The sequence below is a fragment of the Streptomyces sp. NPDC020884 genome (genome assembly GCF_044333935.1).
Lineage (GTDB): Bacteria > Actinomycetota > Actinomycetes > Streptomycetales > Streptomycetaceae > Streptomyces.
Map to the genome: position 1 here is coordinate 342,271 of NZ_JBIRRY010000006.1, position 14,153 is coordinate 356,423.

A 14,153-nucleotide genomic window follows, 5' to 3' on the forward strand; every position below is an offset into this window, starting at 1 on the left:
CGGGGCGGGCCCGGTGGACTCCTGGATCGGGGCGGCCGCCTCAGTCCTTCCGGGTGACGGGGTCGCCGAAGGACGCGGCGAGTGCGCGCGCGATCAGCTCGGGAAGTTCCGACTGCCCGTCGTCCTCGGCCCAGCGCGTCAGGGCGGTGTGCATCGCGGCCAGGCAGGCGCTGGTCGCGGCCTGGGCGCGGAACGCGGCGTCGGGGTCGTCCGCGTCGACCCCGAGTGCCTCGACGATGGCCTGTTGCAGCGCGTACTGGCTGTCCAGGTGCCGGGCTCGCAGTGCGGGCGTCGTCACCATGAGCCGGAGGCAGTTCAGCAGGAACCGCCGGTCGGCCGCCGAGGAGTCCCCGTGCTCGCCCGTCAAGGCCGCGGCCGCGTCGACGAGTGCGTCACCGACGCGGCGCACCACGGGGTGCGTCGCCGGGGACGCCGCGACGCGCTCGGCGATGAGCCGGGCGGGCTGCTCGACGAGGACGAGGTCCTCCTTGGTGGGGAAGTGCCGGTAGACGGTCATGGCCGATACGCCGGCGGCCTCGGCGACGTCGGCGACGGTCACCGCGTCGTAGCCGCGACCGGTGAACAGACGGATCGCGTGCGCCTGGACCACCTGCCGGGTCTCGGACCGCTGTCGTGCCCGCAGGGTGGGTTGCCTCTCACTCATGTGATAGACACTACCCCAATGTTAGTGACTAACATCAGAATGGTGGACGGCATGAGTGATCTCACCGGCAGGACGGCCCTGGTGACCGGCGCTTCGCGCGGCATCGGACAGGCGATCGCGACCCGGCTCGCGGCTGAGGGGGCGATGGTCATCGTGCACTTCGGCACGGATGAGAGCGGTGCGGCGGCGACGGTCGAGGGAATCGAGCGCGCCGGCGGAACGGCCCTGGCCGTCCGGGCCGAACTGGGCGTGGACGGCGACGTGGAGACGCTCTTCGCCGGCGTCGAGGCCCACTTGTCCGGCCGGCCGCTCGACATCCTCGTCAACAACGCCGCAGCCGCGCCGGCCGGCCCGATCGGCACGACGACCCGGGCCGCGTTCGACCACCTGTTCGCGGTGAATGTGCGCGCGCCGTACTTCATCATCGAGCACGCGCTGCCCCTGCTGCGCGACGGCGGCCGGATCATCACGATCTCGTCGGTGGCGACCCGGATGGCCAACCCGGCCCAGACGTCCTTCGCCATGACGAAAGCCGCGGTCGAGACGATGAGCAGAACCCTGGCCAACCAGTTCGGGGACCGGGGCATCACGGTGAACGCGGTCGCTCCCGGAACAACCCTGACCCCGACCAACGGGGCCGTTTTCGACGCACCGGGCCTCACCGACCTGATCACCGGCATGACGGCACTCGACCGCCTCGGCGGCCCCGGCGACATCGCCGACGTCGTCGCCTTCCTCGCCTCCGACGCCGCCCGCTGGATCACCGGCCAGACCATCGACGCGAGCGGCGGCCTGTTCCTCGGACCCCGCGCGTGACCCGGCAGGAGGTTGCGGGGCCGAGGCCGGACGAGCGAGGCTAGACGAGCGAGTTGGCGAACCGCTTGAACGCCGCCCGGGTCAGCGGACCGGCGTCTCCGTCGATCTCGCCGGTGTACTCGTAGCGCTCCGTCAGCCAGCGCTGCATCGCCTTCACCGTGTTGGGGCCCGGCTTCCCGTCGATCGCACCCTTGTATTCCCAGTGGGTCGCGAAGAGACGCTGAAACGCCATCCAGCTTCGGGGACCGAGCTTTCCGTCGATCGAGTCGTTGTAGTCCCAGTAGGCCTTGACGAACTGCTGGGCCTTGATGGCCTCCGCCTTGCTGAGGCCGAAGTTCTGCACGGCGAGGACGGCGAACTCCCCGGAAACCGACGTCGGTTTCGAGGCCGGCACGGGCGCCGCGAAGGCGGCACCCGTGCCGGCCAGGCTCCCACCGACCATGGCGACGACGACGGTGACGCCGGCGAGTGTCCGCGCCGAGATGAGCGATCGCATGCGTTTCCTCCTTCGAGAGGGCGGAGCGGCACCAGATGCGGCAGGCCGCCCCTTCTTCTGGATCACGTCAGTCTCAGCAGGTGGAGCTTGAGTCGATGCGAATGGCCACGATCCTCTGGCTCGAACTCATGCTGCCGTTCGGCTTTACGCAGGACACGTTGCCGTTGCTGTTCTTGACGTACGCGACGTCGTCGTTGCGCGTGTTGACGATGGCGTAGTCGGTGTTCGGGTTGTCCAGGTACTGCCAGGAGGACGTCACCACCTTGAAGCGACCGACGATGGTCGAATTCACGCTGGTGTCGCTGTAGATGCAGACCTCGGGATAGTTGCAGCCGTACGCGCTGTCGGCCTGGGCCGAGGGCGCGCTGACCACGGAGACGGCGACAGCGACGGCAATCGCGCCGGATGCGCCGACACACTTTCGTACCCAAGACTTCATGAGGTGCTCCCCGCTGTCGGATCGCGACTTGAGGCTTCCCCCCTCAGGGGGCAACGCTCAACGGTCCGCACGCAGTTCGACGTGCGGAAGATGCAATCCAGCTTCTTGCGGCCGAGCCCATCGGTGCACCTGGAACTATTGAGGTTGCGGGGCCGAATCGGTCAGGTAAGGGCTGTCCCGACAGATCTGTTCCCGGGGCGGAAGAAGGCTCCTCTCAGAGGAGCTGATCCGGCGGGATCAGGAGCTGTTCCGCGGCTACCCGGACCAACGGGACCTCGCGGGCAAGATGGAGGTCGTCGGTGTAGGGGCTGTAGCGGCGGGTGGACGCCTTGCTGTGGGTGATCGCACAGCGGACGATGTATATGCGCGATGCCGTCTCGCGCTTCAGCTTCGCCTCTCCAGCCGCGTCGAGTGGACTCGTGAATTCCAAGTGGGGGACATCGACAAAGGGGAGGTTCCCGGCAGCAAAGTACTCGACAGTGCCCGCGTCGCGCATGTCGAGCCGGCTGAGGTCGGCGGCGAGTCGGCGCACGTCGAGGGAGACTTCGAGCAGATCCTGCACGGCCCTCAGTTCGGTGAACCTCACCTCGTCGTCCTTCACGCCGAGCAGGTCTCGAGCTTGCTTCGCGGCCTTACGGATGCCCTCGACGGGGCGCTGCAGAACACCCCCGATGGCCGCGACCCTCCGGCTCAGATTCCCGAACCACGCCTCCTCCATCTGGTACTCGAGCACGTGGTAGTACCCCATGAACGCGGCGAAGGGGTTGTCCGCCGCGATCGCCCGTAAATACCTCAGGGACAACTCCTCGTCCGCACCCGCGAGCGCACCGAGGAGCCGGTCACCCATGTGGCCGGTGGGGCTCCCCTCGCCGATGGCGTCGACGAACTCCGTTGCCCGGCCATGCAGCTGTCGTATGAACCGGGGCTGCGAAGGAGAGCTCTCCAGACGGTCGACGTCCAGAACCGGGGCGAGAACCACGTCGCTCTCATAAGCGAGACGCGTGCGGAAGCTCGTCGCCAGCTTCTCAAGCTCGCCTGTACCTGTTCCGCGAGGACCTTCAAGACGTAGGGAGACGAGCTCCGGGCGGGCCATCACGCGCAGCAGACGCACTGCGGACACGCGGGTACGCGCACCCTCGGTGAGCCCCTTCTTCTCCTCCTGTTCGATCAGGAACTGGAACAGACGCTGCCGGTCCAGGAACTCCGTTCGCTCGAAGCCGCCGCGGCGGAGCGCCAGACGCAACAGCAGATCAACCGACGGGGGCCCCACAGTGACCGTGCACTTCCCGGCCGAGGTGGTCCTGACCTTGTAGGTCACGCTCTCGCCCTGCGGCCTCCTGAGCACCTCATGGGGCGTCTCGTCGCGGACCAGCATCTCCAGGGTGGCAGGTCCCTCGACCTGAGTGTCGGGCCTCCCTCTGGAGGCGACCAGCCGGTGGGCCGTCTCCAGGATCGCGTCGAATCCGACCTCCGCCTCCCAGCCAGCGCGAGGCCGGTCGGGGGCGCGCCGGTAGACATCACGGAGGACGTCGTCGATACCCTCGACACCGGTTCCTCCGCTCGCCAGGGTCGCACCCAGCACGAAGACGAGGCGGTCGCCCGGTTCAGCCCGCGGTTCATAGTCGACGAGCTGCTGGCTCAGCACCGACGCGATGGCCTCGGCGACCTCCTCGACATCAGAAAGGTCCGACAGCGGCCCGAAGTTGTCCCGCACCTTGCCCCCTGGAGGTGGATCGCGCGGACCGACCTGGCAGCTCCTTCAGGAGCGATGCAGAACCGTCGCGATGCCGACGACATGGCCGACCGATCAATTTACCAGCGGCCAAGGCCCCGCGCCACGAATGATCTTAGTGAGCAAGGCTCGGTTCAGGCTCGCTGGAGCACCCCCGCCCCCGCGGACCCCGCCCGTGGTGTCACCGCGACGTGAGCCACGCGGCGAGCCCGCTTCCCGTGGCCGTGGCGAGAGCTGCCACCAGCCATCCGGGGAACCGCTGGACCGTCAGGTGCAGTCCGCCACAACGGAGTTCAAAGGCTGCTGGTGGCGCGGTCTCCGCTCCACGGCGCATGTCGGTGTCCTCACGTCGGGCTCTGCTCGACTTGGTCTGCATGTCCTGTGCCTCCTGTCGCGCACCGTTGCGTGACGTAGGTGAAGAGAACGCCGTACCGCCACGACGCCGGCTCCCGGGGACGCTATGCCGCCAGGGGCGGTGGCCGAGTTGGTAGCAGTCCGTTTACGGCCAGGACTCCGAGGTCAGACAGCTGCGATCGGCGCCGACCCAGGCGCACTGGTGCTGGTGTTGCTGGTCAGGTGGATTCACCGGCCCCGCGGCGTATCGCGCTGACCAGGACTCAACGCTACCGCTCCCCGCTTCGGAGCCGTCATGAGCCGGGTGTGTACAAAAGCAGGGCAGGAACTCTGACACTTCGTCCATGTCTTCACCCTGCGCCGGCGCGGCGCTCAGCCGGTGGTTCGTGGGGTGTCCAGGGATCGGGCGAAGTCGGCGAGCGCGTGGAAGTCGTTCTCCCGTAGGCCGATCCGCGGGTTGACGTGGTGCCGCTACTTGGGGGCCGTGGGTGGTTCCTGGCGAATCCGTCCAGCAACTGGCCACCGAGAGCACCACCCTCAAGCACCGCGTTCACCAGCTCACCGAGGGGCATCGCAAGCTCCAGGAGCGACTGGAAGGCGCCCGTTCCAACCTCCGCTTCGCCGACAAACGCATCGCCGCCCTTGAGGCCCAACTGCTCGAAAAGGTCGTCCCCGTCCAGGTGGTACGTGGCGACGAACCGCGCGCGTGGACGGACATCCACGCGCGCGGTTCGTGGACCTGCTCGCGGGCCATCTGCCGGCAACGGATCGGCGGTAGCGCTCTCCCGGGTGGCGCCCGTGCCGGAACTCTTCGTGGGGCGGCCACGAGGGCCGTTGTCAGAGGCGATTGGCAAGATTGCGGCCATGAATGTCACTCCTGCCACTCCGCCACGGCCGATCGACGTTGCCGCGGTCTTTCCCCAACTGGCTCCGCTGGCCCGCACGGCGACCCGCCTGCACCCCCGCCCTGGGGCGCCGACATGGCACGACAGCTCGATCGGCGGGCCGCTGCTGTGGCCCGCTGAGGAGCCGTGGCCGCACTGCGAGGAACCGCATGTGGTGGATGGCATCAACCCAGCCCGGTCCCCGGCGGATCTGCGGCGGGAACGACGGATCTTCGCCGCCTCGCACGGCCGGGACCTGACTCCGGAGGAACGGGAGACTCTCGAGCGGATCCGGCCCCCTCGGACGTATCCGGTGAGGCTGGCGGTCCAGGCGTACGACGGCCCCATGGCGATGCTGCCCATCGCGCAGCTGTACGTACGGGATGTGCCCGATCTGAGCCCGCCGGAGGGCAAGGATCTGCTGCAGGTTCTGTGGTGCCCCTTCGATCATCCGATCATGCCCAGGACCCTGCTCTTCTGGCGTTCGGCAGTCGCCGTCACCGACATCCTCGACACGCCCCCCGAGCCGCCCGCAGTGCAGTTCGACGGCTATCTACCGGAACCGTGCGTGCTCGAACCGGAGCAGATCACCGAGTACCCCGACCATCTGGAGCTGAGCGAAGAACTGCGGGAGCAGCTCAAGCAGTGGAGTGTGCCGCAGGCAGCAGAGGAAGACATGGACCCGGACACGTACTACGACTGTGTGCTGTCCAACGCACCCGGCTGGAAGGTCGGCGGCTGGCCCGCCTGGAACTCCACCGACCCCAGCTCGCAGCCCTGCTCCGAGTGCGGCACCGGCATGGAGGTCCTGATGACCGTCGCCACGTTCGAGGAAGGGGACGACGCCGGGAACAGCTGGTCCCCGCACCCCCACCCAGGTGCTGGACCGTACCCCGGCCACCGCGGCTACAACGCGACCGGGGTCCAGATAGGCAGCGGCTACCGGCAGCACCTGTTCGTCTGCCCGGCGGAGCCCGAGCATCCGCATATCGAGTTGATGACGTAGCCCGTCCGCAGGGTGCAGCCGAGGCGTCACGGTGCGGGCATAGCGTGACGCCGGGTGGCCGCGAGGCTCAGGGTGCCTACCTGCGGCCCGACATCCGAGAAGGAAGCAGGCCATCCCTGACACGACCGCGACGCATCGCCTCAGGTTGAGCGCGTCCCGGTGAGCTCGCCGGTCGGTAAAGCGGCGTAGTCCACCAGCGGTCCGGTCTTCCCATGGACCCCATCAGGGCGTTCCTGGAGCAGGACGTCGCCGAAGTCCACGAAGGGAAGTTCGGGAAGGCCGAGGACCGGTGCGATCCACCGGTTGGCGTCGTCCATCCATGTGGTGGCCCAGCACAGCTCGAAGCCGGGCCGGAGCAGGATTCGCCCGTGCTCCGGGTTGAGCCAGAACCTCAGGGGGCGCCGTCGGGACGCCTCTCCGGCTTGGCCGCATAGGGGTTGAGCGGCCCGTCCACGTCGAGGAACAGCAGCGGTCGGTTCACGGTCTCCCCCGGTCTTGTGCCCTGTCGTCCGGTCGGTCCTAGCCGGAGCAGGCCGTGCGGCCCGCCTCCTGCCAGGCGCAGACCGGGCACAGCGTGGCGCCCTTCGTCGACTCCGGGTATTCGGTCGGCTCGCTGCACAGCACGCACGCGGCGTACGGAGGGCCTTCGGCCGGCGCGGCCGGTGCGATCGGTCCCGGGGTCTCGCAGTACGTATCGTCCCTGTCCACGTCCACGAGCCTACTCACCCGCGCCGGGCGGCGATCCGGCAGACGAGAAACGCCGCCGCGGCGGCGAGAGAGCCGCCGCCCCGAGCAGGGTCAGCCACTCCCCCGGCGCCGTTGGCCCCCTCGACCCGGACGAGCGCCCGCGCGGGCAGGGCCAGCTCGACCCCGCGCAGCACCCAAGGGCCGCGGAGGCCGTACCGGTGGCCCACACCCCGTAGTTCCAGGGTCAGTTGGAGGTCTTCTCGGGCCTGGCCTCGCTGGGCCGGACGATGACGAAGCCCTCGCCCTGCAGCATCAGCTGGACGGCCTCGCCGGATCCGCCGCGCACCATGGAGCCGACGCTCTGGGAGCGGTTCAGACTGGTCGTGAGCTGCTGGCTCCAGCCGACGACCGCGTCCGTGTCCACGTACACCGGCTGAGCAGCCGTCACGGGGATCACGATCGGGGTGCCCTCACACATCAGGCCGAGCTTGCCGTAGCCCGTGAAGACGCTGTTGAAGAGGCCGCCGCCGACCATGCCCGCGCCCTTCACCGTCTTGATCTCGTAGGAGAGCGTGGCGTCGAAGCAGAGGACGTTGCGGCCGTTGATGGTGATGGAGTCGCCCTGGTCCAGCTCCACGACGAAACAGTTCGCCGCCTCGTGCGCGAACCACGCCTCGCCCTGGCCGCGGACCGCCATGAGGGCGAGCCCCTCGCCGGTGACCGCGCGCTTGAGGAGGCCGCCGATGCCCTGGCCCTTGCGCTCGAACTGGAGGTCGCCGCGGAAGGCGATCATCGAGCCCTGCCGGGCGTGCATCTCCCCGTTGACGGCGTACTTGATCGATTTGGAGTTCTGGAGGGTCATGCCGGGGGCGGTGGCCGGCTGGGCCATGTGCTCGCTGGAAAAGAGATCGCTCTTCATGCGGAGCATCCTCACCCGGACCCGGTCGTTCCGCCAAGAAGGTGACATGCCCGGCCTGGCAGACTGGGGCAGTGACCAGCGACGACACCCCCGCCCCCGAGAGCCCGTTCCACGACGGCCCGACCGACCGCGACCAGGCGCAGCAGTTCGTGCTGCCGCTGGTGCTGCATCTGGAGAAGACGGACCCGCCCGCCCGCACCGACGCGCTGCGGACCGCCGCCCGTGCGGTGCTGACGATCCTCTCCGACGAGCGGTCCCTCGGCGACGGCGTGTGGGCCGCGGCGATGCGGGACTGGCAGGACGCCCGGATCCGCAAGGTCGTGCGCCGGGCGCGCGGTGCGGAGTGGCGCAAGGCCGCTGCGCTGGACGGCATCACGGTGACGGGCGAGGACGGCGCGGAGGTACGGGTGTTCCCGCCGATCCCCCTGGACGGCTGGCCCAAGGAACTGGCCAAGCTCCAGGTGTCGGGCACCGACCTGGACGACCCCGAGCCGCCCGCGGCGCCCGATCCCTCGGGTCCGGTGCTGTGGCTGAACCCCGATCTGGACATGTCGGCGGGCAAGACGATGGCCCAGGCCGGGCACGGGGCGCAGCTCGCCTGGTGGGAACTGTCCGACGCCGAGCGCAAGGCCTGGCGCGAGGCCGGGTTCCCGCTCTCCGTGGCCGCCCCCGGGGCGGAGCGCTGGCGGCAGCTGACGGTGAGCGGGCTGCCGGTGGTGCGCGACGCGGGGTTCACCGAGATCGCCCCGGGGTCCTGCACGGTGGTCGCCGACCACCCGGCGCTGCGCCGCTGACCGGAGCCGTCAGGTGTGTCAGCCGTCAGGCGGGAGGCGGGAGGCGGGAGGCTTCAGCCGAAACGGAATCGGGTGTTCGGCTGAGTGTTTCTGCGCCCGACTCCGTACCTCCCGATACTGCCGCACCGGCATTACCGCCAAGTAGCCTGCGCAGCGAGTCGGTTGGCGGTTGATTGACGCCTGTTCGACGCTGTCACGCCTCGGCCCGGGAGACACCTTGTTGCGACGCATCAACGGAACGGCCCTCATCATCGCGGCGCTGGTCGCCACGCTCGCCGCGATCGCGTTCCCGGTCTGGTCCTACGCGGACCGTTCGGGCACCGGCGAGGCCCATCTCAACGCCTCCAGCGTCGCCACCCAGTGGGGACCGCTCTCCGCGACCGACCGGGACTTCCTGGTCAAGGTGCGGCTCGCCGGGCTGTGGGAACTGCCCGCCGGGCAGCAGGCGATCGAACGGGCCCCCAGCGAGGCGACGAAGGCCGCAGGGGACCACCTGGTCGTCGGGCACGCGGACCTGGACCGGCGGGCCCGGGACGTGGCGGCCAAGCTCGGGGTGGAGCTGCCCAACCAGCCGACCGCCCAGCAGCAGGGGTGGCTGCGGGAGCTGACAGCGGCGAGCGGGGACGCCTACGAGCGCAAGTTCGCCAATATCCTGCGGGCCGCCCACGGCAAGGTCTTCGGCCTGATCGGCCAGGTCCGCCACACCACCCGGAACACGCTGATCCGGCAGCTGGCCAGCGACGCCAACCAGACCGTGCTGGACCACATCACCATGCTGGAGGCCACCGGCTTCGTCGACTTCGACGCCCTGGCGCGCGAGGCGGCGGGCGGTTCGTCGGCCAGCCCCTCGGGCCCGTCGATGCCCCAGGACGGGCAGGCGCCCCAGGTCCCGCTGCCGGTGACGCCGACCGGCGACCAGTCCTTCACCTCACGCCCGGTGCCGCCCACGATGATGCCGATGCCATAACGAGAGCGACGGCCCCGGAACCTCAAATCCACCTCTGAACGTCCCCTTGGTCGGGTTCATCACCGCTCGACGGGGTCATGACCCCTGGACAGGGCGAAGGCCCGGGTGAGTAGGGGGACACCATGAAGCTGGGCATCGGCATCGGCTGGCGGCCGGAGATCGCGGACGAGGTGGAGGCGCTGGCGGGGATCGACTGGGTCGAGGCGGTCGCGGAGAATCTCTGCGCCGACCACCTCCCGGACTCCCTCGTACGGCTCCGGGAGCGCGGCGTGCGGGTCGTGCCGCACGGGGTGGCACTCGGCCTGGGCGGCGCCGACCGACCGGACCCCGCACGGCTGGCGGGCCTCGCGGCGCGCGCCGAGCTGCTGGGGACGCCGCTGGTGACCGAGCACATCGCGTTCGTACGGGCCGGGGGGCCGCTGACCGCGTCGCCGAGGCTGGAGGCGGGGCATCTGCTGCCGGTGCCGCGCACCTGGGACGCGCTGGACGTGCTGTGCGAGAACGTGCGGATCGCGCAGGACTCGCTGCCGGTTCCGCTGGCGCTGGAGAACATCGCGGCGCTGATCTCCTGGCCGGGCGAGGAGCTGACCGAGGGGCAGTTCCTGGCCGAGCTGGTCGAGCGGACCGGGGTGCGGCTGCTGATCGACGTGGCCAACCTGCACACCAACCACGTCAACCTCGGCCTGGACCCGGCGAAGGCGCTGGACGAACTGCCGGTGGAGGCCATCGCGTACGTCCATGTGGCGGGCGGGGTGGAGAGGGACGGCGTCTGGCACGACACGCACGCCCACCCGGTGTCCGCGCCCGTCCTGGCGGTGCTGGCCGAGCTGCGCTCCCGGGTCGACCCGCCTGGCGTGCTGCTGGAGCGGGACGACGCCTTCCCGCCGGCCGCCGAACTCGCGGGCGAACTGGACGCGATCCGGGCGACGCTGCGGCAGTCGGCTCCCCCGGCGGACCCGCGCCCGGCGCCCCACGACGCGGCGGACCCCGCAGCCCGTGCGGCGGCCGTCCCCGAGGCGTCGGAGACCCGTGCGGCGGGCGTCCCCGAGGTACCGGAGACCCGCGCGGCGGCCGTCCCCGAGGCGTCGGGCACCCGTACGGCCGCGGCGGCCGGCGCCCGTGACCGCACCGCCGTCGCGCAGACCGCGCTGCTCTCCGCGCTGGTGGCCGGAACACCGGCCCCCGAGGGCTTCGACCACCGGCGGCTGCGGGTGCAGAGCCGGGCGCTGGCCGCCAAGCGGGCGGACGTCGTCGCCAAGGTCGCGCCGGAGTTGCCGGAGATCCTCGGCGACGCATACCGCGCCGCGTTCCTCGCGTACGCCGGGAACCGCCCGATGTCCGGCGGCTACCGGCGCGACGCCCTGGACTTCGCCGAGCACCTGCTCATCGCGGGTGATCCCGCCGATCCGGTGGCGCGGCGCCGGCTGACGTACTGGTGGCAGGACCGGTCGGGCGCCCGGCCCCCGCGCCGTACCACCCGTCTGGTCCGGGCGGCCCGTGCCGTCCTCGTGGGGAAGTGATCCGCCGTGTCCGTGCTGGCTCTGCTGGTGACCGTCGTGGTCGCCGTCTCCTCGATGGTGCTCATCGTCAAAGCCGTGAACGAGCGGGCCCGCCGCCCCCGCCCGGACCCCGGCCTCGCCCTCCACGACCTGTATGAGGCCGCGTTCCTGAACGGCGGCCCGGCCAGGGTCGTGGACACCGCCCTGAGCGCCCTGCACGCGGACGGCCGGCTGGTCGTCGGTGGGCCCGGCATCGTCGGCGTACAGCGGGCGCAGGCGAACGACCCGGTGGAACGCGCGGTCTTCCAGGAGCTGGCCGCCGCGCCGAACGGCGCCCTGCACGTGCTGCGGGACGCGGTGATGCGACACCCCGCGGTCCAGGAGATCGGCGACGGGCTCGCCGCGCGCGGGCTGCTGGTGTCGCCCCTGGAGAGCCGGCCGCTGCGGCGGTGGGCGCTGATCCAGGGATTGGTGTGCATCGCCGCCCTGCCGCTGAGCGTGGTGCTGACCTTCGTCCAGTTCACCGTCGAGGACCGGCCGTTCCCGTTCGTCGTGATGATGCTGCCCCCGATCCTGATCGGCGGATTCAGCGGGCTGATCGTCGCGGCGTCCTCCTCCACCCGCATCACGAAGGCGGGCCGCCGGGCCGCCCTGAACTTCCGGAACGCCTACGCCTATGTGGTCACCCACGCCCACCTGGTCGCCACACTGGGGCTCCGCGCCCTGCCGGACTCGGTGCTCCAGGCCCAACTGATCGCGGCGGCACGGCTGAGCGGTCCGCGCGGGCGGCTGTCGGCCCCTACCGCCGGCGGCCTGACGGCGGGAGCCGCCGCCGTCGCCGTGCCGACGGTCTGGTGCGCAGCCTCCAGCCCCGGCGGCTCCAGCTGCGGAGGGTCCAGCGGGGGCGGCTCCGGTTCGAGCTGCGGCGGCGGATCCGGCTGCGGGGGCAGCGGCGGATCGAGCTGCGGGGGCGGCTCCAGCTGCGGCGGGAGCTCCGGCGGGTCCAGCTGCGGCGGGAGCTCCGGCGGGTCCAGCTGCGGCGGGAGCTCGGGCGGGTCCAGCTGTGGCGGCGGGAGCTCCTGAACTCCCCTTCCGGGGAGCCTTTCCGACCGCCCAACGGGGTCGTTCCGCGGGACATGCCGGGGCGGTGCTGGACATCGGCGGCCGTCCGCCCGACCATCCCTCTCCGCATCCGCAGAGAGGCACCGCGCGTGAGAACAGCTGCGCTGTACACATCGATCGGCTCCCTGGTCCTGTCCGCCCTGGCCGCCGCTCCCGCCTCCGGCGAGATCCGTCCGGCGGCGGAACCGGGCCCCCGGCAGGTGACCGCCGCCGAGGCCCGGGGCACCGCCGTCGCCGCCGCTCGGGCCACAGCCGCCGGGATCGACTTCGCCTCCTGCCCCGAGGAGGAGATGCTCCCGGACTCCCTGAAGTGCGGCACGGTGAAGGTGCCCCTGGACTACGCGGAGCCGGACGGGCGGCAGCTCGAACTGACCGTGAGCCGAACGCCCGCCACCGGCCCGGCCGAGGGGCGGCAGGGCGCGTTCGTCTACAACCCGGGCGGCCCCGGGGCGTCCAGCATCACCTTCCCGCTGGCCGGGGAGATGCCGGAGTGGAAGGAGGTCGCCGAGGCGTACGACCTGGTCGGTTACGCCCCGCGCGGCGTCAACGGCTCCTCCGCCCCGCTGACCTGCCAGGACCCCGCCGCCTACACGAAGGGCCCGACGGACGCGCCGACGCATCCGACGCGGGAGTACAAGGAGCGGCGCGTGGCCCGTGCGACGGCGTACGCCCAGGGCTGCGCGCAGCACGCGGGCGAGGCGCTGCGGCACTACACCTCGCTGAACAACGCCCGCGACCTGGACGTGCTGCGGGCCGCGCTGGGCGAGCCGCGGCTGACGTTCATGGGGGCGTCCTACGGAACGTACTTCGGCGCGCTGTACGCGACGCTCTTCCCCTCCCACGTACGGCGCATGGTCTTCGACTCGGTGGTCGACCCGGACCCGGAGCAGATCTGGTACCGCTCGAACATGGGCCAGTCGCTGGCCTTCGAGTCGCGGTGGGAGGACTTCCGTCGCTGGGTGGCCCGGCACGACGACGTCTACCGCCTGGGGGACACGCCCGAGGCGGTGCAGCGGCACTACGACGAGGTGCGCGCCGAGCTGGCGGTGAAACCGGCGGGCGGGAAGGTCGGGCCGGGGCAGCTGCACTCGGCGTTCCTGGGGGCGGGCTACTACGACGACTACTGGGCGATGCGGGCGACCGCGCTGTCGGAGTACGTCCGGGGCAACCCGGAGCCGCTGGTCGCGCAGGCGTCCCCGCGCGCGGTGGCGGCGAAGGACAACGAGAACGCCCAGGCGGTGTACACGGCCGTCGAGTGCAACGACGCGCCGTGGCCCGAGGAGTTCGAGGTGTGGGACCGCGACCACACCGACCTGGCGCGCGTCGCGCCCTTCGAGACCTGGGACAACGCCTTCTCGAACCTGCCGTGCGCCTTCTGGCCCGCGCCCCGGCAGCGGCCGCTGGAGGTCGGGACGCGGTGGGGCGAGCTGCCGCCGGTACTGATCCTGGCGGCGGAGCGGGACGCGGCGACCCCGTACAAGGGGGCGCTGGAGCTGCGGAAGCGGCTGCCCGGCTCGTCGTTGGTGACCGAGCGGGACGCCGGTACGCATGGCATCGGCGGGGCCGGGAACACCTGCGTCGACGATCATCTGCGCCGGTATCTGCTGACCGGTGAGGTGCCGGGGCGGGGTGCGGACTGCGCCGCGCATCCGGAGCCGAACCCGGTGTCGCTGGACTGACCGGGCGGGGCACGGAGCGGGGGCCGCCGCACCAGGACGGTGCGGCGGCCCCCGAAGCCGAACCCGGTGTCGCTGGAACGGCGGGCGGCACGGTC

14 protein-coding genes and 1 pseudogene are annotated in these 14,153 nt (G+C 71.1%); 7 read left to right on the forward strand and 8 right to left on the reverse strand.

What is annotated here, in order from left to right:
- Positions 1-40: 40 nt before the first annotated feature.
- Positions 41-664, reverse strand: coding sequence for a TetR/AcrR family transcriptional regulator (locus ACH4UK_RS20900; RefSeq protein ID WP_398358283.1), 624 nt, complete (start codon positions 662-664; stop codon positions 41-43).
- 51 nt (positions 665-715) lie between these two features.
- Here ACH4UK_RS20900 and ACH4UK_RS20905 point away from each other — a divergent pair, with 51 nt between their 5' ends.
- On the forward strand, positions 716-1,480 hold the full coding sequence (locus tag ACH4UK_RS20905) for an SDR family NAD(P)-dependent oxidoreductase (protein ID WP_398358285.1): 765 nt from the start codon (positions 716-718) through the stop codon (positions 1,478-1,480).
- Between the two features lie 40 nt (positions 1,481-1,520).
- Here the strand turns inward: ACH4UK_RS20905 and ACH4UK_RS20910 are convergent, their stop codons facing one another.
- From ACH4UK_RS20910 to ACH4UK_RS20920, 3 genes are all read right to left on the reverse strand, one after another.
- Entirely contained in the window at positions 1,521-1,976 is a 456-nt protein-coding gene (locus tag ACH4UK_RS20910) for a peptidoglycan-binding protein (protein WP_398358287.1), read from the reverse strand.
- A 73-nt stretch (positions 1,977-2,049) separates the two neighbouring features.
- On the reverse strand, positions 2,050-2,415 hold the full coding sequence (locus tag ACH4UK_RS20915) for a hypothetical protein (RefSeq protein WP_398358289.1): 366 nt from the start codon (positions 2,413-2,415) through the stop codon (positions 2,050-2,052).
- Positions 2,416-2,629: 214 nt separating this feature from the next.
- A complete protein-coding gene (locus ACH4UK_RS20920; protein ID WP_398358290.1) occupies positions 2,630-4,129 on the reverse strand; it encodes a hypothetical protein in 1,500 nt (499 codons plus the stop codon).
- Between the two features lie 1,236 nt (positions 4,130-5,365).
- On the opposite strand from ACH4UK_RS20920, the gene ACH4UK_RS20925 reads away from it, so the two are divergent.
- Positions 5,366-6,391 (forward strand): hypothetical protein, encoded by a 1,026-nt coding sequence (locus ACH4UK_RS20925; RefSeq protein WP_398358292.1) that lies wholly within the window; start codon positions 5,366-5,368, stop codon positions 6,389-6,391.
- A 182-nt stretch (positions 6,392-6,573) separates the two neighbouring features.
- Here ACH4UK_RS20925 and ACH4UK_RS20930 read toward each other — a convergent pair.
- The 4 genes and pseudogenes from ACH4UK_RS20930 to ACH4UK_RS20945 form a co-directional block, all read right to left on the reverse strand.
- Positions 6,574-6,872: pseudogene (locus ACH4UK_RS20930) on the reverse strand (hypothetical protein); the annotation flags it as partial.
- A gap of 38 nt (positions 6,873-6,910) precedes the next feature.
- A complete protein-coding gene (locus ACH4UK_RS20935; protein ID WP_398358294.1) occupies positions 6,911-7,099 on the reverse strand; it encodes a hypothetical protein in 189 nt (62 codons plus the stop codon).
- 14 nt (positions 7,100-7,113) lie between these two features.
- The gene (locus ACH4UK_RS20940) at positions 7,114-7,305 is read right to left on the reverse strand and encodes a hypothetical protein (protein WP_398358296.1); all 192 of its coding nucleotides are present in this window, start codon (positions 7,303-7,305) and stop codon (positions 7,114-7,116) included.
- A 17-nt stretch (positions 7,306-7,322) separates the two neighbouring features.
- Entirely contained in the window at positions 7,323-7,997 is a 675-nt protein-coding gene (locus ACH4UK_RS20945; protein ID WP_398358298.1) for an AIM24 family protein, read from the reverse strand.
- A gap of 71 nt (positions 7,998-8,068) precedes the next feature.
- Here ACH4UK_RS20945 and ACH4UK_RS20950 point away from each other — a divergent pair, with 71 nt between their 5' ends.
- The 5 genes from ACH4UK_RS20950 (at position 8,069) to ACH4UK_RS20970 (ending at position 14,058) form a co-directional block, all read left to right on the forward strand.
- Positions 8,069-8,791, forward strand: a complete 723-nt coding sequence (locus ACH4UK_RS20950; RefSeq protein ID WP_398358299.1) for a peptidyl-tRNA hydrolase — start codon at positions 8,069-8,071, stop codon at positions 8,789-8,791.
- A gap of 220 nt (positions 8,792-9,011) precedes the next feature.
- Entirely contained in the window at positions 9,012-9,758 is a 747-nt protein-coding gene (locus tag ACH4UK_RS20955) for a DUF4142 domain-containing protein (protein WP_398358539.1), read from the forward strand.
- Positions 9,759-9,880: 122 nt separating this feature from the next.
- Entirely contained in the window at positions 9,881-11,278 is a 1,398-nt protein-coding gene (locus ACH4UK_RS20960; RefSeq protein ID WP_398358301.1) for a DUF692 domain-containing protein, read from the forward strand.
- A 6-nt stretch (positions 11,279-11,284) separates the two neighbouring features.
- Positions 11,285-12,340, forward strand: a complete 1,056-nt coding sequence (locus tag ACH4UK_RS20965; RefSeq protein ID WP_398358303.1) for a TIGR04222 domain-containing membrane protein — start codon at positions 11,285-11,287, stop codon at positions 12,338-12,340.
- 128 nt (positions 12,341-12,468) lie between these two features.
- Entirely contained in the window at positions 12,469-14,058 is a 1,590-nt protein-coding gene (locus ACH4UK_RS20970; protein WP_398358305.1) for an alpha/beta hydrolase, read from the forward strand.
- The last annotated feature ends 95 nt before the right edge of the window (positions 14,059-14,153 follow it).

Excerpts from the sequence above, each read along its gene's own strand:
- ACH4UK_RS20945 (WP_398358298.1), bottom strand. The coding sequence starts at position 7,997 with ATGAAGAGCGATCTCTTTTCCAGCGAGCACATGGCCCAGCCGGCCACC.
- ACH4UK_RS20910 (WP_398358287.1), bottom strand. The coding sequence starts at position 1,976 with ATGCGATCGCTCATCTCGGCGCGGACACTCGCCGGCGTCACCGTCGTC.
- ACH4UK_RS20900 (WP_398358283.1), bottom strand. The coding sequence starts at position 664 with ATGAGTGAGAGGCAACCCACCCTGCGGGCACGACAGCGGTCCGAGACC.
- ACH4UK_RS20960 (WP_398358301.1), top strand. The coding sequence starts at position 9,881 with ATGAAGCTGGGCATCGGCATCGGCTGGCGGCCGGAGATCGCGGACGAG.
- ACH4UK_RS20905 (WP_398358285.1), top strand. The coding sequence starts at position 716 with ATGAGTGATCTCACCGGCAGGACGGCCCTGGTGACCGGCGCTTCGCGC.
- ACH4UK_RS20915 (WP_398358289.1), bottom strand. The coding sequence starts at position 2,415 with ATGAAGTCTTGGGTACGAAAGTGTGTCGGCGCATCCGGCGCGATTGCC.
- ACH4UK_RS20925 (WP_398358292.1), top strand. The coding sequence starts at position 5,366 with ATGAATGTCACTCCTGCCACTCCGCCACGGCCGATCGACGTTGCCGCG.